Raw genomic sequence first — 15490 nt, forward strand, 5'->3', positions numbered from 1 at the left:
GCCCACACGGAAGGGCCCCGCACCCGATGGGTGCGGGGCCCTCTGTCGTGGGCCACCGGCCGCTGGACGCGGTCCCGCTAGCCCAGCAGTCCGCCCACCAGGCCCGGGCGGTCCGAGTGGGACGTGCCGCCGTCCGAGCCGCCTCCGCCGGTCGAGCCGCCCCCGCCCGAGGTGCCGCCCGACGTCGGGCCGGAGGACGTGCTCGGCGCCTCCTGGACCGGCGAGGACTGCTCGGGCGGGCTGTCGTTGCCGACGGCGCCCTGCGTCTGGCTGGGCGCGCCGGTGCTCGAGGTGTCCTCGTCGCGCGGGACGCCCGAGTCCTCGCGGTCGTCCCCGGCGGACGGCTCCGAGGTGGCGCCCTGCGTCGGTGAGGTCGACGCGGCCGGCTTGCGGCTCGCCCGGTGCTTGCCGGGCTCGCCGGGCAGCGGGGTGCCCGGCAGTTCGTTGCGCGGGGCCTCGCCGGGCCCGGGCACGACGACCCGGTCCGAGTCGCGCACCGCGCCGCCGAGCAGCGAGCCGACGAGGAGCGTGAGGCCGACGGTGACCGCCGTGACGAGCGCGCCCCGCCGCAGCACGTACCGGCGCAGCTCCCACAGTTCGGAGCGCGGGCCGAGGCGCCGCCAGGCGCTCGCGGCGAGCCGCCCGTCGATCGAATACACGGGCGCGCCGGCGATGATCAGCGGCGACCAGGCGGCGAGGTAGATGATGTCGGGCGCGTCGTAGACCGGGACGGTCTTCCAGCTGACCGTGACGATGAGCGCGGCGGAGAGCAGCGCGCCCACCACCGCCGCGACCCGCTGCCAGCAGCCGAGGACGGTGAGGACACCGACGACGACCTGGAGGAAGGCGATGACGAGCCCCGAGCCGACGGGGTGGTGCAGCGCGAACTGCCGCAGCGGCTCGGCGACTTCCCAGGGGTGCAGGGTGTTGAGCCACTTGACCATGGAGCCGCGCTTGCCGCCGTCGAAGTAGACGGGGTCGCACAGCTTGCCCATGCCGGCGTAGAGGGAGATGAAGCCGAGGAAGACGCGCAGCGGGAGCAGGACGACGCCGAGGTTCATGCGGCGGCCCGGGTAGTAGGCGTGCCGCGCGGGGTCGTCGCCGTGCCGCTTGCCGCGCGCCGCCGCACCGGGGGCGTCCGGGTCGTCGTGATCGGCGTCCGCGCCGGCGTACCCGGCTCCGGGGAACGCCGCCGTCTCGGACAGCGCGCCGCCGTCGTAGGAGCCGGCCCCGTCGTAGGCGCTGCCGGGCCCGCCGTAGGCGCCGGTCTCGTCGTACGCGCTGCCGACCGTGCGCATCGGCGGGAGCAGCCGCTGCCCGGCGTCGCCGTGGCTGCGCTGGGCGCCGACGACCGGGGTCTCCAGGGTCTGCGCGGTGATGTCGGCGTCGTAGCCGCCGACGTCGACGCGCGGGATGACCTGGGTGGCGCCGGCGTCGGCGCGGCCGTCCTCGCCGTGGCCGACGCTGCCCGCCCGCACCGCCTGGAGCAGCCGGTGGGCGCCGGTGTCGTCCGGGGCGGTCTGGCCGCTCCACACGACGGGCCGGCGCCGTGCGGCGGCGCCCTCGGCGGCGACGGGCGTGCGCGCGGTGTCCTGGGCGGCGCTCACGGGCCGGGCGATCCGCGAGGAGGAGGCGCGCCACGACGACGCGCCCAGCAGCACGCGGAAACTGGCGTGATTGACGATGATCTGCGCCGGATCGCTCGGCACCTTCACCATGCTCAGCGCGGGAGCGTCGTCGAGATCCGACGAGCGGTCCCCCGTGGGTGTGCGGGGTGTTCTGGTGTCCACACTCATCTAACCGAGTGACGTGTGGTTAGGACACTGCCTTGACCGGTCCGATCTGTCCGGACCCCGTCAAGGTTGCCCTGCTCCCGCACAACCCGCCGGAATCGACCCGTACGGGCGGCCTGCCGGACAGGTGTTCAGACCCGTCGGCGTGCCGCCTCGTAGAGCACGATGCCCGCCGCCACACCGGCGTTGAGGGACTCGGCGCCGCCCGGCATCGGGATGCGCACCCGGTGGTCGCAGGTCTCGCCGACGAGCCGGGACAGGCCCTTGCCCTCGCTGCCGACGACGATGACGACCGGGCCCCCGAGGGCGTCCAGCTCGCCGAGTTCGACCTCGCCGTCCGCGGCGAGCCCGACCACGACGACGCCCGCCTTCTTGTACGCCTCCAGGGCGCGCGTCAGGTTGGTGGCCCGCGCGACCGGCGTACGGGCGGCGGTGCCCGCGGACGTCTTCCAGGCGCCGGCGGTCATGCCGGCCGCGCGCCGCTCGGGCACGACCACGCCGTGGCCGCCGAAGGCGGACACCGAGCGGACGACGGCGCCGAGGTTGCGCGGGTCGGTCACCCCGTCGAGGGCCACGATCAGCGGGTCCTCGGCCGCCTCGGCGGCGGCGTCGGCCAGGTCCTCGGGGTGGGCGTACTCGTACGGCGGGACCTGGAGCACCAGGCCCTGGTGGTTGAGGCCGTTGGTCATGCGGTCCAGCTCGGGGCGGGGCGCCTCCATGAGGTTGATGCCGCCGCGCTCGGCCGCGAGCTGCAGCGCCTCGCGCACCCGCTCGTCGTTGTCGATGAACTGCTGGACGTACAGCGTCGTCGCGGGGACGCCCCCGCGCAGCGCCTCGACGACCGGATTGCGGCCGACGACGAGCTCGGAGGGCGACCGGCCGCCGCCGCGCCGCTGCGGGCCGCGGCCGCCCTGCGCGCGCCTGACCTTGGCCTGCGCGGCGCGCTGCTTGACGTGGCCCTTGCGCATTTCGGCGGGGGGCGTCGGCCCCTTGCCCTCGAGGCCCCGGCGCCGCTGGCCGCCACTGCCGACCTGCGCGCCCTTCTTGCCGGACATGCGGCGGTTGTTCCCGGCCATGACCTACCTGTCTTCGTGATGCGGGTGAACGTACGTGAGTGCCAGTGTGCCGCCCGGCGGGCCGGGCGGCACACTCGTGTGCGGTCGGCTACCGCGGACCGAGGGTCCAGCGCGGACCCTGCGGGCTGTCCTCGATGGCGAGCCCGGCCTGCTGGAGCTGGTCGCGGATCGCGTCCGCGGTGGCCCAGTCCTTGCGGCCGCGCGCCGACTCGCGCTGGTCCAGCACGAGCCGTACGAGGCTGTCGACGACGCCGTGCAGGTCCTCGCCGGCGTCGGACTCGCCGGCCCAGTGCAGGTCGAGCGGGTCCAGGCCGAGGACGCCGAGCATGGCGCGGACCTCGGCGAGCCGGGCCACCGCCGCGTCCTTGTCGTCGGCGGCCAGGGCGCTGTTGCCCTGCCGGACGGTGGTGTGCACGACGGCGAGCGCCTGCGGGACGCCCAGGTCGTCGTCCATCGCCTCGGCGAAGGCGGGCGGGACCTCGGCGGCCGGCTCGACGGTCTCGCCGACGAGTTCGACGACCCGCTGGGCGAAGCCCTCGATGCGGCCGAACGCGGCCTCGGCGTCGCGCAGCGACTCCTTGCTGTACTCGATCATCGAGCGGTAGTGCGGGGTGCCGAGGTAGTAGCGCAGCACGATCGGGCGCCACTGCTTGACCATCTCGGAGACCAGGACGCTGTTGCCCAGCGACTTGGACATCTTCTCGCCGCTCAGGGTCACCCAGGCGTTGTGCACCCAGTACCGGGCGAAGTCGTCGCCGAACGCCTTGGCCTGCGCGATCTCGTTCTCGTGGTGCGGGAAGATCAGGTCCAGGCCGCCGCCGTGGATGTCGAAGGCGCTGCCCAGGTACTTGTGGGCCATCGCCGAGCACTCCAGGTGCCAGCCGGGCCGGCCGCGGCCCCAGGGCGTCTCCCAGTCGGGCTCACCGGGCTTGGTCGCCTTCCACAGCGCGAAGTCCCGGGCGTCGCGCTTGCCGGTGATGCCGTCCTCGGGGGGCTGGCGCAGGTCGTCCAGGTCCTGCCGGGACAGCTCCAGGTACGCCGGCCACGACCGTACGTCGAAGTAGACGCTGCCGTCGGCCTCGTAGGCGTGGCCGCGCTCGATCAGGCCGCGCATCATCTCGACCATCTCGGTCACGTGGCCGGTGGCCCGCGGCTCGTAGGTGGGCGGGAGGCAGCCGAGGGCGGTGTAGCCGTCGCTGAAGGCCCGCTCGTTCTCGTAGCCGATGGCCCACCAGGGGCGGTCCTGGTCGGCCGACTTGGCGATGATCTTGTCGTCGATGTCGGTGACGTTGCGGATGAACGTGACGTCGTAGCCGCGGTAGGCGAACCAGCGGCGCATGATGTCGAAGTTCAGGCCCGAGCGGATGTGCCCGATGTGCGGGGCCGCCTGCACGGTGGCGCCACACAGGTAGATCGAGACGCAGCCCGGCGTGAGCGGGGTGAAGTCACGGATCTGCCGGGCGCTGGTGTCGTACAGGCGAATAGTCACGGGTCCAGGGTAGTGGGCGCGGGCCGCTGCGCGTGCCGTGCCGGGCATCACGCCCCGCGCCCCGCGGTCAGTGGTCCGGACCGGCCTGCGCGACCAGCGCCGTCGCCACCGCCATCAGGCCCTCGTCCCGGCCCGGGAAGCCCAGTCCGTCGGTGGTGGCGCCCGATACGGTCACCGGGGCGCCGGCCGCGTCCGACAGGATCTTCTCGGCCTCGTCGCGGCGCTTGCCGATCTTCGGGCGGGGGCCGATCACCTGCACGGCGACGTTGCCGATGACCCAGCCGGCCGCGCGCACGATGCGGGCCGCCTCCGTCAGCAGGGTCACCCCGGACGCGCCGGACCACTCGGGCCGCCCGGTGCCGAAGTGCCGGCCCAGGTCACCGAGGCCGGCGGCGGAGAAGAGCGCGTTGCACGCGGCGTGGGCGACGACGTCGGCGTCGGAGTGCCCGGCCAGTCCCGGCCCCTCCCCTTCCCACTTCAGGCCGGCGCACCACAGCTCGCGGCCCTCCTCGAAGGCGTGGATGTCGGTGCCGATGCCCACCCGGGGCAGCAGGGGCCGCGGCTCAGAAGCCATCGTTGAGCCTCCTGCGCGCCAGGACCGCCTCGGCGAGGACCAGGTCCAGCGGGCGCGTCACCTTGAACGCCTCCTCGTGGCCCGGCACGACCACGACCCGCTCGCCCAGCTGTTCCACCATGCTCGCGTCGTCGGTGACCTCGCCGGTCACCGACCCGTGCGCGCGCACCAGCGTCTCCCGGTCGAACCCCTGGGGCGTCTGCACCGCGCGCAGCCGGGCCCGGGAGGGGGTGGAGAGCACCGGCTCGGGGTCGCCGGGCGTCCCGGCCGGTTCGACCTCCTTGACGGTGTCCGCGAGCGGCAGCGCCGGCACGACCGCCGGGGCGCCCTCGCGCACCGCCTCGATCACCGCGTCCACCGTGTCGACCGGCACCAGCGGCCGCGCGGCGTCGTGGACCAGGACGATCCGGTACTCGGGGGGCAGGGCTTCGAGGCCGAGCCGCACCGACTCCTGGCGGGTCTCCCCGCCGGGGACGACGACGAAGTCCGTGCGCTCGGGCAGCGCGTGCGCGTCGAGGAGGGACTTCACCTCCGCCGCGCCGTCCGGCGGGGCCACGACCACCACGAGGGACACCGCGCGCGAGGCGGCCAGCGCGCGCACCGCGTGGATCAGCATGGGGGTGCCGTTGAGCGTGCGCAGCGCCTTGGGGGCGCCGGGACCGAGGCGAACTCCGCGGCCGGCGGCGGGAATCACGGCCGCCGTACGGGCCGGCGGGGGCGCGGGAAGCGAATCGTCAGACATCGGTTCCTGTCAGGTTTGTGTGCTCAGCCTACGTGGGTATGGCCTGGGGAGTGCCGGGCGCGACGCTTGACCAGACCCTTCCGTGACGCACCGGTCGAGCCGCTCGGCCCGGGCCCGGCACGCCAAGTATCGGGGGCTTCCCCCGAGGTACCCGCTTCAGGTGCCCGTCCTCGGGTGCCCGTCGTGGCGGCGTGAGTGACCCGCCGGAGCACACCGGTACCCGTACGCCAGCCGGGTACGAACATGCCGCAGCGCCCGGCGACGAGTGATTCGTCATCGGGCACCGCGGCATTTCGATGTGCTGCTGGATGCTGCTGTCTGGGCTGCGCCGGACCAGGGGGCCTGACGTCAGGAGGCGAGAACCTCGTCGAGCAGCGCCTCGGCCTTGTCCTCGTTGGTGTTCTCCGCGAGGGCGAGCTCGCTCACCAGGATCTGGCGGGCCTTGGCGAGCATGCGCTTCTCACCGGCGGAGAGTCCGCGCTCGCGCTCACGACGCCACAGGTCACGCACGACTTCCGCGACCTTGATGACATCGCCGGAGGCGAGCTTCTCCAGATTTGCCTTGTAACGACGCGACCAGTTCGTGGGCTCCTCGGCGTACGGCGCGCGCAGCACCTCGAAGACCCGGTCCAGCCCGTCCTGACCGACCACATCACGCACGCCGACGAACTCCGCATTGTCCGCTGGCACACGCACCGTCAGGTCGCCCTGGGCGACCTTCAGCACCAAGTAGGTCTTGTCCACGCCTTTGATCTGGCGAGTTTCGATGGCCTCGATCAGCGCGGCCCCGTGATGGGGATAGACCACGGTGTCGCCAACCTTGAACGTCATGTGACAGGTACCCCTTCCGTGGCTATCCAGGGTAACACGGAAACTGGCGGTTCTGAATGGCGTTTTCGCAGGTCAGGGCATATCTCGGGGCTTGACAACAGCGACCGGAACGTGCTGCGCGAGGTGCCCGGAAGCAGGTATTCGCAGGTCGGAGCGGCTGTCCGAGCCGGGCGAAACGCGCACGTCACACGCATCCGGAGCCCCGCGAAGACGCCCGAAAGTACCCAAATGTCTGGTTCCATGCGTGCGACTTCCGCTACTCCGTTCGGTGCGGGGAGTCGGATCCGCGTCGTTTCCGGAATTGATCACGACGGTGCCGAAGGAGCGGTGATCAATTCCGGGGACGGCCGCGCATTCCCGTACGGAAAATCGCCGGACACGGGCCGTCGACGCTTATGTGAATGGCGGGCGTCGGGGTCAGTTGTGACTCCTGAGGTGCATGTGACAGGTGGGACGGATGGTGCTCGATGGCCTCCGCGACGGGCCCGAGGCGCGTAAGAGGCGGGTCGGGTGCGGCGCCCCGGGAACGGCTCGGTAACCTAAGGCCGCTGACTGACCCTTAGGGCGGCTTTGTCAAGGGAGCCGTCCGTGCGTTCAAGGAGTTGCCGCCGCCGTGAGCAGCAGCCTTCGACGCGGCGCCCTCGCCGCCTCCGCCCTCGCGTTCTCGATCGCCACGCTCGCCGCCTGCGCAGCCGGCAACAACGCCCAGACACTGGAGATCAAGCCGGACAACGCGGCCGTCCATGTCGGCGACATCAAGATCCAGAACGCCACCGTCATCACCCAGCCCGACCGCGAGTCCACCGGCCCTGCCGTGGTCGCCGCCACCATCTTCAACGGCAGTGACACCGACCAGACCCTCGACTCCGTCACCGTCGAGGGCGCGGACAAGGGCGCCCAGCTCTCCCCCGCCAAGGGCCAGAAGGGCAAGCTGGTCGTCCCGGCCGGCGGGTCCCTGGTGCTCGGTGGCCAGGACAACGCCTCCGCCGTGCTCTCCGGCAGCCCCGAGGCCGTCCAGGACGGCAACGCGCAGAAGGTGACCTTCACCTTCAGCGAGACGGGCGAGGTGAGCCTGCGCGCCTTCGTCGTGCCGGCCAAGAGCTACTTCTCCGGCTGGGGCCCCACCGACGTCCCCAGCGCGTCGCAGAGCCCGTCCGCCTCGCAGAGCGCGCCCGCGTCGACGAACCCGAACACGGACGTCTCGGGCGCGAGCGAGTCCCCGGCCGCCGGGGGGTCCTCCTCCCCGTCGGCGTCGGAGTCGGCGTCTGAGTCCCAGTGACCCGGCCCCGGGCCTGACGCCCGGGGGACGGCACACGCGGGACGGCGTCCGCCGTACGGCACACGCGGGACGACCTCCGCGGTACGACACAGAAGGGCGGCACCCCCTCGGGGGCGCCGCCCTTCTCGTCATCGTGTGCGGGCGGTCTACGGCTCGAACTTGTAGCCCAGGCCGCGGACCGTCACCAGGTAGCGCGGGGCGCCCGGGTCCGGCTCGATCTTGGCGCGCAGGCGCTTGACGTGGACGTCGAGGGTCTTGGTGTCGCCCACGTAGTCGGCGCCCCAGACCCGGTCGATCAGCTGCATGCGGGTCAGGACGCGGCCCGCGTTGCGCAGCAGCATCTCCAGCAGGTCGAACTCCTTCAGCGGAAGGTCGACCTTCGAGCCGGACACCGTCACGACGTGGCGGTCCACGTCCATCCGGACCGGCCCGGCCTCCAGGGCGGCCGGGGTGACCTCCTCCGGCTCGCCCCGCCGGCGCAGGACGGCACGGATGCGGGCGACCAGCTCGCGCGAGGAGAACGGCTTGGTGACGTAGTCGTCGGCCCCTATCTCCAGGCCGACCACCTTGTCGATCTCGCTGTCCTTGGCGGTCACCATGATGACGGGGACGTTGGAGCGGCCGCGCAGCTGGCGGCACACCTCGGTGCCGGGCAGCCCCGGCAGCATCAGGTCGAGGAGCACGAGGTCGGCGCCGTTGCGCTCGAACTCGTCGAGGCCGTCGGGCCCGGTCGCCGCCACGGCGACCTCGAAGCCCTCCTTGCGGAGCATGTAGGACAGGGCGTCGGAGAAGGACTCCTCGTCCTCGACGACGAGCACACGGGTCACGGAAGGACCTCCGGGGCGGAAAGCGTTTCGTACGCGGTGGAGTCGGGGGATGCGGGGTGGGATGGGCCGGGAGAAGAGGGGTGGGACGGGCCGGCCGACTGCCGGTCCCCGTCTCGGACGTCGTCCTCGTCGTCGAGAGCGGGGTGCTGCAGGGCCCGGTCACGGGCGGCGCCCGCCTCCGGGAGCCGCAGGGTGAACGTGGAGCCCTGCCCCTCGGAGCTCCACACCGTGACCTCCCCGCCGTGCGAGGCGGCCACGTGCTTGACGATCGCCAGCCCGAGCCCCGTGCCGCCGGTGGCACGGGAGCGGGCCGGGTCGACCCGGTAGAAGCGCTCGAAGATGCGCTCCTTGTCCTTGTCGGAGATGCCGATGCCCTGGTCGGTCACGGCGATCTCGATGAGGTCCCCGCCGGGCGCGGTGATCCGGCGCACGGCGATCCCGACGCGGGTGCGGGCCGGGGAGTAGTTGACGGCGTTCTCGACCAGGTTGCCGAGGGCGGCGGCCAGCTGGCCGCGGTTGCCCCACACGTGCAGGTCCGCGTGGCCGCCGGCGGCCATGGTGATCTGCTTGGTGCCCGCCTGGTGCCGGCACCGGTCGATCGCCTCGGCGACCAGCTCGTCGATGCGGACCGGCTCCGCGTCCTCCAGCGGGTCGTCGTTCTGCACCCGGGAGAGGTCGATCAGCTCCTGCACCAGGTTGGTCAGCCGGGTCGCCTCGATCTGCATCCGGCCGGCGAAGCGCTGCACCGCCTCCGGGTCGTCCGAGGCGTCCAGGACGGCCTCCGACAGCAGGGAGAGCGCCCCGACCGGGGTCTTCAGCTCATGGCTGACGTTCGCCACGAAGTCGCGCCGGACCGCCTCGATGCGTCGCGCCTCGGTGAGGTCCTCGACGAGCAGCAGCACCAGCCGGGAGCCCAGCGGGGCCACGCGCGCGGAGACCGCGAGCGCGTCGCCGCGTCCCGTGCCGCGCCGCGGGAGGTCCAGCTCGACCTGGCGTATCTCGCCGTCGCGCCGGGTGTCCCGGGCCATCTGGAGCATCGGCTCCACGGCCAGCTTGCCGCCGCGGACCAGCCCGAGGGCGTACGCGGCGGAGCTCGCCTTGACGACGGCGTCGGCCTCGTCGAGGACCACCGCGGAAGACCGCAGTACGGAGAGCACCGTGTCGACGCCGGGCGGGAGCACCGGGTCGGTGTGCAGGGAGGTGCGGGTGGGACGGCTCTGGTCGCGCTCGCTCCAGCGGAACGCCAGCATGGCGATGACACCGGTGAGCACCCCGGCGATCGCTGCCGCTGCGGCGACCGCCGCGTTCACGTCCATGCACCCAGGTTAGGCATGCCGTCCGCGCTGGCCACAGCCATCGAGGTGCGACCTCGAACACTCGTCGCCCAGAGTTCACCTGGGAGCCAGGGGTGGTTCATTTGAGGGGACGGAAACCGACGCGTACGGGGCACACCGTGGGAACGTGGGGTTCGCACCGCCGGTTCCCGGCCCGGGACGTCCCCGGCACCCCCGAACCCGGAACCCCCTGGACCCCAGAGACACATACGAGAGGGAAGCCTGATGCGGGACGCGTACCACGAGGAACTTGACTCGATCGGCGACGGTCTGGTGGAGATGGCCCGGCTGGTCGGCTCGGCGATCGGACGCGCCACCACCGCGATCCTCGACACGGACCTGAAGCTGGCCGAGAGCGTCATCGAGGCCGACAAGAGGGTCGACGAACTGCAGCACGAGCTGGAGGCGCGGGCGATAGCGCTGCTCGCCCGCCAGCAGCCGGTGGCGACGGACCTGCGCATCGTCGTGACGTCGCTGCGGATGTCCGCCGACCTGGAGCGCTCCGGCGACCTCGCCCAGCACGTGGCGAAGCTCGCGCGGCTGCGCTTCCCGGACCGCGCCGTCCCGCACGACCTGCACGCCACCATCCTGGAGATGGGGCAGCTGGCGCAGCGGCTGATGGCCAAGGCGGCCGAGGTGATCGTCACCAAGGACGTCGACCTGGCGATGCAGCTGGAGCAGGACGACGACGAGATGGACCTGCTGCACCGCACGCTCTTCCAGCACCTGATGGACGAGCGCTGGCGGCACGGCATCGAGACGGCCGTCGACGTCACCCTGCTCGGCCGCTACTACGAGCGGTACGCCGACCACGCGGTGGCGGTCGCCAAGCGCGTCGTCTTCCTGGTGACGGGCGAGCACGCGGACCTCCTGGGCCCGGACTACCAGCCCGAGATCCAGGCCGAGGCGTAGCCGGCAGCGTGCCTGCGCGGGGGAGCCGGGGAAAGCCGACGGCACGGCCGGGGCCAGGCTGGGGGGCGGGCGGGTGCCCGGCGGGGCGTGGGCGAGCCACTGTGCGCCGTTGATGCGCCCAGCCCGGCGGGCATGCAATGGGCACAGGCACCAGCCTCGAGGAGGGTCCATGGCCGAATCCCCCAGCACCCCCGGTACGACACCCGACCCCACGCAGGAGCGTCCGACCGAGCAGCCCGCCGAGATCAGGAACCTCACCCTGATCGGCGCGTGCGGCTGCGGCTCGGGGTGCGGGTGCGGGTGCCAGTCGGGCAATCCGTGCCAGTGCGGGTGAGGTGAGCGAGGACGGAGCAGGGCCCCGGCGGGCTGCCGCCGGGGCCCTCGTCGTGCGCGGGGCGTGCGCGCGTGGTCCGGTGCCGGCCCGTGATCGTCTGCGAGCCGGCGCGGGGCGGCGCAGCATGGAGGGAGGGCGGGGCGGAACGGAAGGAGGTGCGGGGACATGCCCAAGTTCATGGACGTCCACCGCGGCATGGCGGGCATCACGGCGGAGCAGCTGATGGAGGCCCACAACGCCGATCTCGCCATCGAGGAGGACGAGCACGTCCACTTCGAGAGCGCCTGGGCGGACCCGGAGGCCGGCGTCGTCTACTGCCTGTCCGAGGCCCCCTCGGCCGAGGCGGTCCAGCGCATCCACGAGCGCGCGGGACACAAGGCGGACGAGGTGCATCCGGTGCCGTTGAGCGTCTGAGCGGGCCGCGACTGGTCCGCCCCGGCCCGGGTCGGGTCCGGCGTGGGTCGGGTGCGGCTCGGGCCCGGTGCGGCCCGGGTCAGCGGGCCGAGCGGCGGTAGCGGCCGGGGGTCACTCCCACCAGCTTGCGGAAGTGGCGGGTCAGGTGCGCCTGGTCGAAGAACCCGGTGGTGGTGGCGACCTCGCCCGGCGGGAGCCCGTCCAGCAGGAGCCGGCGGGCCCGGCCGACCCGGCGGGACGTCAGGTACTGGTGCGGGGCGATGCCGTACGCCCCGCTGAACGCCCGTACGAGATGGGCGGGGTGGGCGTGCAGGAGGCGTGCGGCCTCCTCCAGCGTGACGCCGTCCGTGACGCGCGCGTCGAGGAGCTCGCGGAGCCGGCGCGCGAGGGCGGGGTTCCGCGCGTCCCGCCCGGCCGGGCGCAGCCGTTCGTCCAGTCGCTCGCGCAGGTGTTCGGCGACGAACGTCAGCCGGCTCTCCGCCTCCAGCTCGTCGCCGGGCTGGGCCAGCGCCGTGTGCAGCTGGCCGACGCGGCGGCGCAGCAGCGCGTCGCGCAGGTCGGGTCCGTCGACGGCCGCTCCGATCAGGTCCTCGCCGAGCACGCTCGCGTCGAGGTACACGACCCGCTTGCGGAAGCCGTGCGGGGTGGCGGGGGCGCCGTTGTGCGGGACGTGCGGGGGCAGCAGGCTGACCGTGTCGTGCGGGGTGCCGTGCTCGTGCCGCTCCAGGTCGTACCGTACGGCGCCGTCGTCGACGATGAGCAGCGTCCAGGCGTCGTGGACGTGCATCGGGTAGGCGTACTCGGTGAAGTGGGCGTGGAACACCTCGGTGACGCCCCGGACCCGGGGGCGCCAGGCGGTGACTTCCTGCCGGGCGGCCATGCAAAGAACGTACAAGACGGGGTCGTACGGGGCTCGGCAGTCTCGTCGCATGAGCACTGAACCCCTCCGTTTCGACACGAAGATCGCCGTGCTGCTGCGCGAGGACCTGGAGCCGTGGCAGCGGCTGAACGTCACCGCGTTCCTGGTCAGCGGGCTGGGCACGCAGGTCCCCGAGGTGATCGGGGAACCGTACGAGGACGCCGACGGGGTGGGCTACCTGCCGATGTTCCGCCAGCCCGTCCTGGTGTTCCAGGGCACGAAGGAGATCCTGACGGCGGCTCACGCGCGCGTGCTGTCGCGGGCGCTGCCCCGGGCCGTCTTCACGGGCGACCTCTTCACCACGGGCAACGACCGGGACAACCGGGCGGCGGTACGGGCCGTGCCGACGGCCGAGCTGGACCTGGTGGGCCTGTCGGTGTACGGGCCGCGGAACGCGGTGGACAAGGTGCTGAAGGGGGCGCGGATGCATCCGTGAGGAGGCGCGCCGCGCTTGCGGGCCGCGCTTGCGGGCCGCTGGATCAGGCGGGCTGGGCGGGGCGGTCGGAGCCGGTGGGGCGGTCGAAGCCGATGGGACGGTCGGAGCCGGTCGGGCGGTCGAAGTCGATGGGGCGGTCGGCGTCGGTGGGGCGGTCGGCGTCGGTCGGATGGTCGGAGTCGGTGGGGAGGGTGGCCCGGCGTGCGAGGTCGGCGGCCCCCTCGGTTCCCTCGGGGAGGCGGCGCATGAGGGCGGCGTAGCCGAAGCCCGCCACCGTGCCGACGACGGCGCACAGCCCCCAGAGCCACTCCGCCCCGAACCGGTCGATGACGAAGCCGGACATCAGGGGGGCGACGAGGGCGGCGACGGCCCAGGAGAGGGTGTACATGCCCTGGTAGCGGCCGCGTCCGTGGACCGGGGAGAGGCGGACGACGAGTCCCGTCTGGGTGGGCGCGTTGACGATCTCCGCGAGCGTCCACACGCACACCGTGAGGGCGAAGGCGCCGACGGACCCGGCGAAGGCGGTGAGGCCGAAGCCGTACCCGGCGAGGACCGAGGAGACGACGAGCAGCCGGCGCGGGTCGCGGTGTTCGATGAAGCGGGTGACGGGGATCTGGAGGGCGACGATCAGGACGCCGTTGACGGCGACGGCCATGCCGTAGTCGGCCGGGGTGAACCCGGCGGCGCCCATGGCGACGGGCAGGCCGACCGAGCCCTGCTGGAAGATCAGCGCGATGAGGAACGACAGCCCGACGACGCCCATGAAACGGCCGTCGCGCAGGACGTCCCCGAGACCGACGGCGTGGGCCGGTGCGGCGTCGGTCTTCGGCGCGGGGGCGGGCCGGGACTCGGGCAGCTTGAGGAAGACGACGACCGCGCAGGCGAGGGTCATGCCGGCCTCGAGGAGGAAGCCGGCGCGGTAGCTGACCTCGGCGATGAAGCCGGCGGCCATGGAGGAGACGGCGAAACCGAGGTTGATGGCCCAGTAGTTGAGGGAGAAGGCGCGGACGCGGTCCTCAGGGCGGACGATGTCGGCCATCATCGCCTGCACGGCGGGCCGGGAGGCGTTGGAGGCCATGCCGACGAGGAAGGCGACACCGGCGATCGCGGCCGGGTGCTCGACGAAACCGAGCAGGGCGACGAAGACGGCGGTGGCGGTCTGGGCGACGAGCAGGGTCGGGCGCCGGCCGAGCCGGTCGGCCATGACGCCGCCGCCGAGGGAGGAGAGGACGCCGCCGAGGCCGTGCAGGGAGGCGACGAGTCCGGCGAAGGAGGCGGAGTAGCCGCGGTCAAGGGTCAGGTACAGCGCCATGAAGGTGGCCACGAAGGCGCCGAGCCGGTTGACGAGGGTGCTGGTCCACAGCCACCAGAAGGCGGGGGGCAGCCCGGAGACGGACTCGCGGGTGGCGCGTCTGAGACGGGCGACGGGCATGGCGGGACCCCCGGGTGGTGTGCGGATGCCGGTGAACGGCCGGCGTACCCGGCCGAGCTCCTGGAGCGATCGGCCGACGTAAGCGGCTGGAACGGCAGGCACACCTTACGAACGCGGGCTCCGGGGAGGCCACTCGATTAACAATCCCCGTCAACCGTCCGCCTGGCGGGCAGGGCCGCCCCGCGCCCAGGGCCGTGGATTACGCTCGTACGCATGGCCGACGCACCGTACAAGCTGATCCTCCTCCGCCACGGCGAGAGCGAGTGGAACGCGAAGAACCTGTTCACCGGCTGGGTGGACGTCAACCTCAACGAGAAGGGCGAGAAGGAGGCAGTCCGCGGTGGCGAACTCCTGAAGGACGCCGACCTGCTCCCCGACGTGGTCCACACGTCGCTCCAGAAGCGCGCGATCCGCACGGCCCAGCTCGCGCTGGAGGCCGCGGACCGCCACTGGATCCCGGTCCACCGCAGCTGGCGCCTGAACGAGCGCCACTACGGCGCGCTCCAGGGCAAGGACAAGGCGCAGACGCTCGCCGAGTTCGGCGAGGAGCAGTTCATGCTGTGGCGCCGCTCCTACGACACCCCGCCGCCGGCGCTCGAGGACGGCACGGAGTTCTCCCAGTCGGACGACCCGCGCTACGCCTCCATCCCGCCGGAGCTGCGCCCGCGCACGGAGTGCCTGAAGGACGTCGTCGTCCGCATGCTGCCGTACTGGTACGACGGCATCGTCCCCGACCTGCTGGCCGGCCGCACGGTCCTGGTCGCGGCCCACGGCAACTCGCTGCGCGCCCTCGTCAAGCACCTCGACGGCATCTCGGACGCGGACATCGCGGGCCTGAACATCCCGACGGGCATCCCGCTGTCCTACGAACTCGACGCCGACTTCAAGCCGGTGACCCCCGGCGGCAAGTACCTCGACCCGGAGGCGGCCGCGGCGGCGATCGAGGCGGTCAAGAACCAGGGCAAGAAGAAGTAAGCGTGCACGAATAAGCCCCCTGCCTGCGGTCACGCCGCTGGGAGGGGGCTTTTTGTCCGGCGCATACTCGACGCCCCAGGCGGACCGCTGGGTAGCGGTCGCCCCGGACACTCACCGTTCGCG

Annotated in this window: 16 protein-coding genes; 6 read left to right on the forward strand and 10 right to left on the reverse strand. The window is 72.8% G+C overall.

What is annotated here, in order from left to right:
- Positions 1–77 precede the first annotated feature (77 nt).
- The 6 genes from E4U91_RS15935 to E4U91_RS15960 form a co-directional block, all read right to left on the reverse strand.
- Positions 78–1796 (reverse strand): DoxX family membrane protein, encoded by a 1719-nt coding sequence (locus E4U91_RS15935; protein ID WP_137307487.1) that lies wholly within the window; start codon positions 1794–1796, stop codon positions 78–80.
- 128 nt (positions 1797–1924) lie between these two features.
- Positions 1925–2869 carry a 23S rRNA (guanosine(2251)-2'-O)-methyltransferase RlmB gene (rlmB, locus tag E4U91_RS15940; RefSeq protein ID WP_137307488.1) on the reverse strand — a complete coding sequence of 315 codons (945 nt, stop codon included), beginning with the start codon at positions 2867–2869 and terminating at the stop codon, positions 1925–1927.
- 88 nt (positions 2870–2957) lie between these two features.
- Positions 2958–4358 (reverse strand): cysteine--tRNA ligase, encoded by a 1401-nt coding sequence (gene cysS, locus E4U91_RS15945; protein WP_137307489.1) that lies wholly within the window; start codon positions 4356–4358, stop codon positions 2958–2960.
- Positions 4359–4425: 67 nt separating this feature from the next.
- Positions 4426–4932: a 2-C-methyl-D-erythritol 2,4-cyclodiphosphate synthase gene (gene ispF, locus E4U91_RS15950; RefSeq protein WP_137307490.1), complete on the reverse strand. Its 507-nt coding sequence runs from the start codon at positions 4930–4932 to the stop codon at positions 4426–4428.
- Positions 4922–5674, reverse strand: a complete 753-nt coding sequence (gene ispD / locus E4U91_RS15955; RefSeq protein ID WP_137307491.1) for a 2-C-methyl-D-erythritol 4-phosphate cytidylyltransferase — start codon at positions 5672–5674, stop codon at positions 4922–4924. The genes ispF and ispD overlap by 11 nt, the downstream gene beginning before the upstream one ends.
- Before the next feature lie 348 nt (positions 5675–6022).
- Positions 6023–6505, reverse strand: coding sequence for a CarD family transcriptional regulator (locus E4U91_RS15960; RefSeq protein WP_003953493.1), 483 nt, complete (start codon positions 6503–6505; stop codon positions 6023–6025).
- A 613-nt stretch (positions 6506–7118) separates the two neighbouring features.
- Between E4U91_RS15960 and E4U91_RS15970 the strand changes: the two genes are divergently transcribed.
- Positions 7119–7784, forward strand: a complete 666-nt coding sequence (locus E4U91_RS15970; RefSeq protein WP_137307492.1) for a copper chaperone PCu(A)C domain-containing protein — start codon at positions 7119–7121, stop codon at positions 7782–7784.
- A 146-nt stretch (positions 7785–7930) separates the two neighbouring features.
- On the opposite strand, the gene phoP is transcribed toward E4U91_RS15970, so the two are convergent.
- On the reverse strand, positions 7931–8602 hold the full coding sequence (gene phoP, locus E4U91_RS15975; protein ID WP_018568744.1) for a two-component system response regulator PhoP: 672 nt from the start codon (positions 8600–8602) through the stop codon (positions 7931–7933).
- A gap of 5 nt (positions 8603–8607) precedes the next feature.
- Positions 8608–9927, reverse strand: a complete 1320-nt coding sequence (phoR, locus tag E4U91_RS15980) for a two-component system sensor histidine kinase PhoR (protein ID WP_137307493.1) — start codon at positions 9925–9927, stop codon at positions 8608–8610.
- Between the two features lie 243 nt (positions 9928–10170).
- Here phoR and phoU point away from each other — a divergent pair, with 243 nt between their 5' ends.
- The 3 genes from phoU (at position 10171) to E4U91_RS15995 (ending at position 11605) form a co-directional block, all read left to right on the forward strand.
- Positions 10171–10857 carry a phosphate signaling complex protein PhoU gene (phoU, locus tag E4U91_RS15985; RefSeq protein WP_137307494.1) on the forward strand — a complete coding sequence of 229 codons (687 nt, stop codon included), beginning with the start codon at positions 10171–10173 and terminating at the stop codon, positions 10855–10857.
- Positions 10858–11026: 169 nt separating this feature from the next.
- Complete coding sequence (locus E4U91_RS15990; RefSeq protein WP_137302479.1) at positions 11027–11191, forward strand: hypothetical protein; 165 nt, start codon at positions 11027–11029, stop codon at positions 11189–11191.
- 165 nt (positions 11192–11356) lie between these two features.
- On the forward strand, positions 11357–11605 hold the full coding sequence (locus tag E4U91_RS15995) for an SCO4226 family nickel-binding protein (protein WP_137307495.1): 249 nt from the start codon (positions 11357–11359) through the stop codon (positions 11603–11605).
- Between the two features lie 79 nt (positions 11606–11684).
- On the opposite strand, the gene E4U91_RS16000 is transcribed toward E4U91_RS15995, so the two are convergent.
- Positions 11685–12485 carry a helix-turn-helix transcriptional regulator gene (locus E4U91_RS16000; protein WP_137307496.1) on the reverse strand — a complete coding sequence of 267 codons (801 nt, stop codon included), beginning with the start codon at positions 12483–12485 and terminating at the stop codon, positions 11685–11687.
- Between the two features lie 49 nt (positions 12486–12534).
- Here E4U91_RS16000 and E4U91_RS16005 point away from each other — a divergent pair, with 49 nt between their 5' ends.
- Positions 12535–12960, forward strand: coding sequence for a DUF2000 domain-containing protein (locus E4U91_RS16005; RefSeq protein WP_137307497.1), 426 nt, complete (start codon positions 12535–12537; stop codon positions 12958–12960).
- Between the two features lie 43 nt (positions 12961–13003).
- Here the strand turns inward: E4U91_RS16005 and E4U91_RS16010 are convergent, their stop codons facing one another.
- Positions 13004–14392: an MDR family MFS transporter gene (locus E4U91_RS16010; RefSeq protein ID WP_241678594.1), complete on the reverse strand. Its 1389-nt coding sequence runs from the start codon at positions 14390–14392 to the stop codon at positions 13004–13006.
- A 213-nt stretch (positions 14393–14605) separates the two neighbouring features.
- Between E4U91_RS16010 and E4U91_RS16015 the strand changes: the two genes are divergently transcribed.
- Positions 14606–15367: a phosphoglyceromutase gene (locus tag E4U91_RS16015; RefSeq protein ID WP_137307498.1), complete on the forward strand. Its 762-nt coding sequence runs from the start codon at positions 14606–14608 to the stop codon at positions 15365–15367.
- The last annotated feature ends 123 nt before the right edge of the window (positions 15368–15490 follow it).

It is taken from the genome of Streptomyces lasalocidi (genome assembly GCF_005280215.1).
GTDB lineage: Bacteria > Actinomycetota > Actinomycetes > Streptomycetales > Streptomycetaceae > Streptomyces > Streptomyces longwoodensis.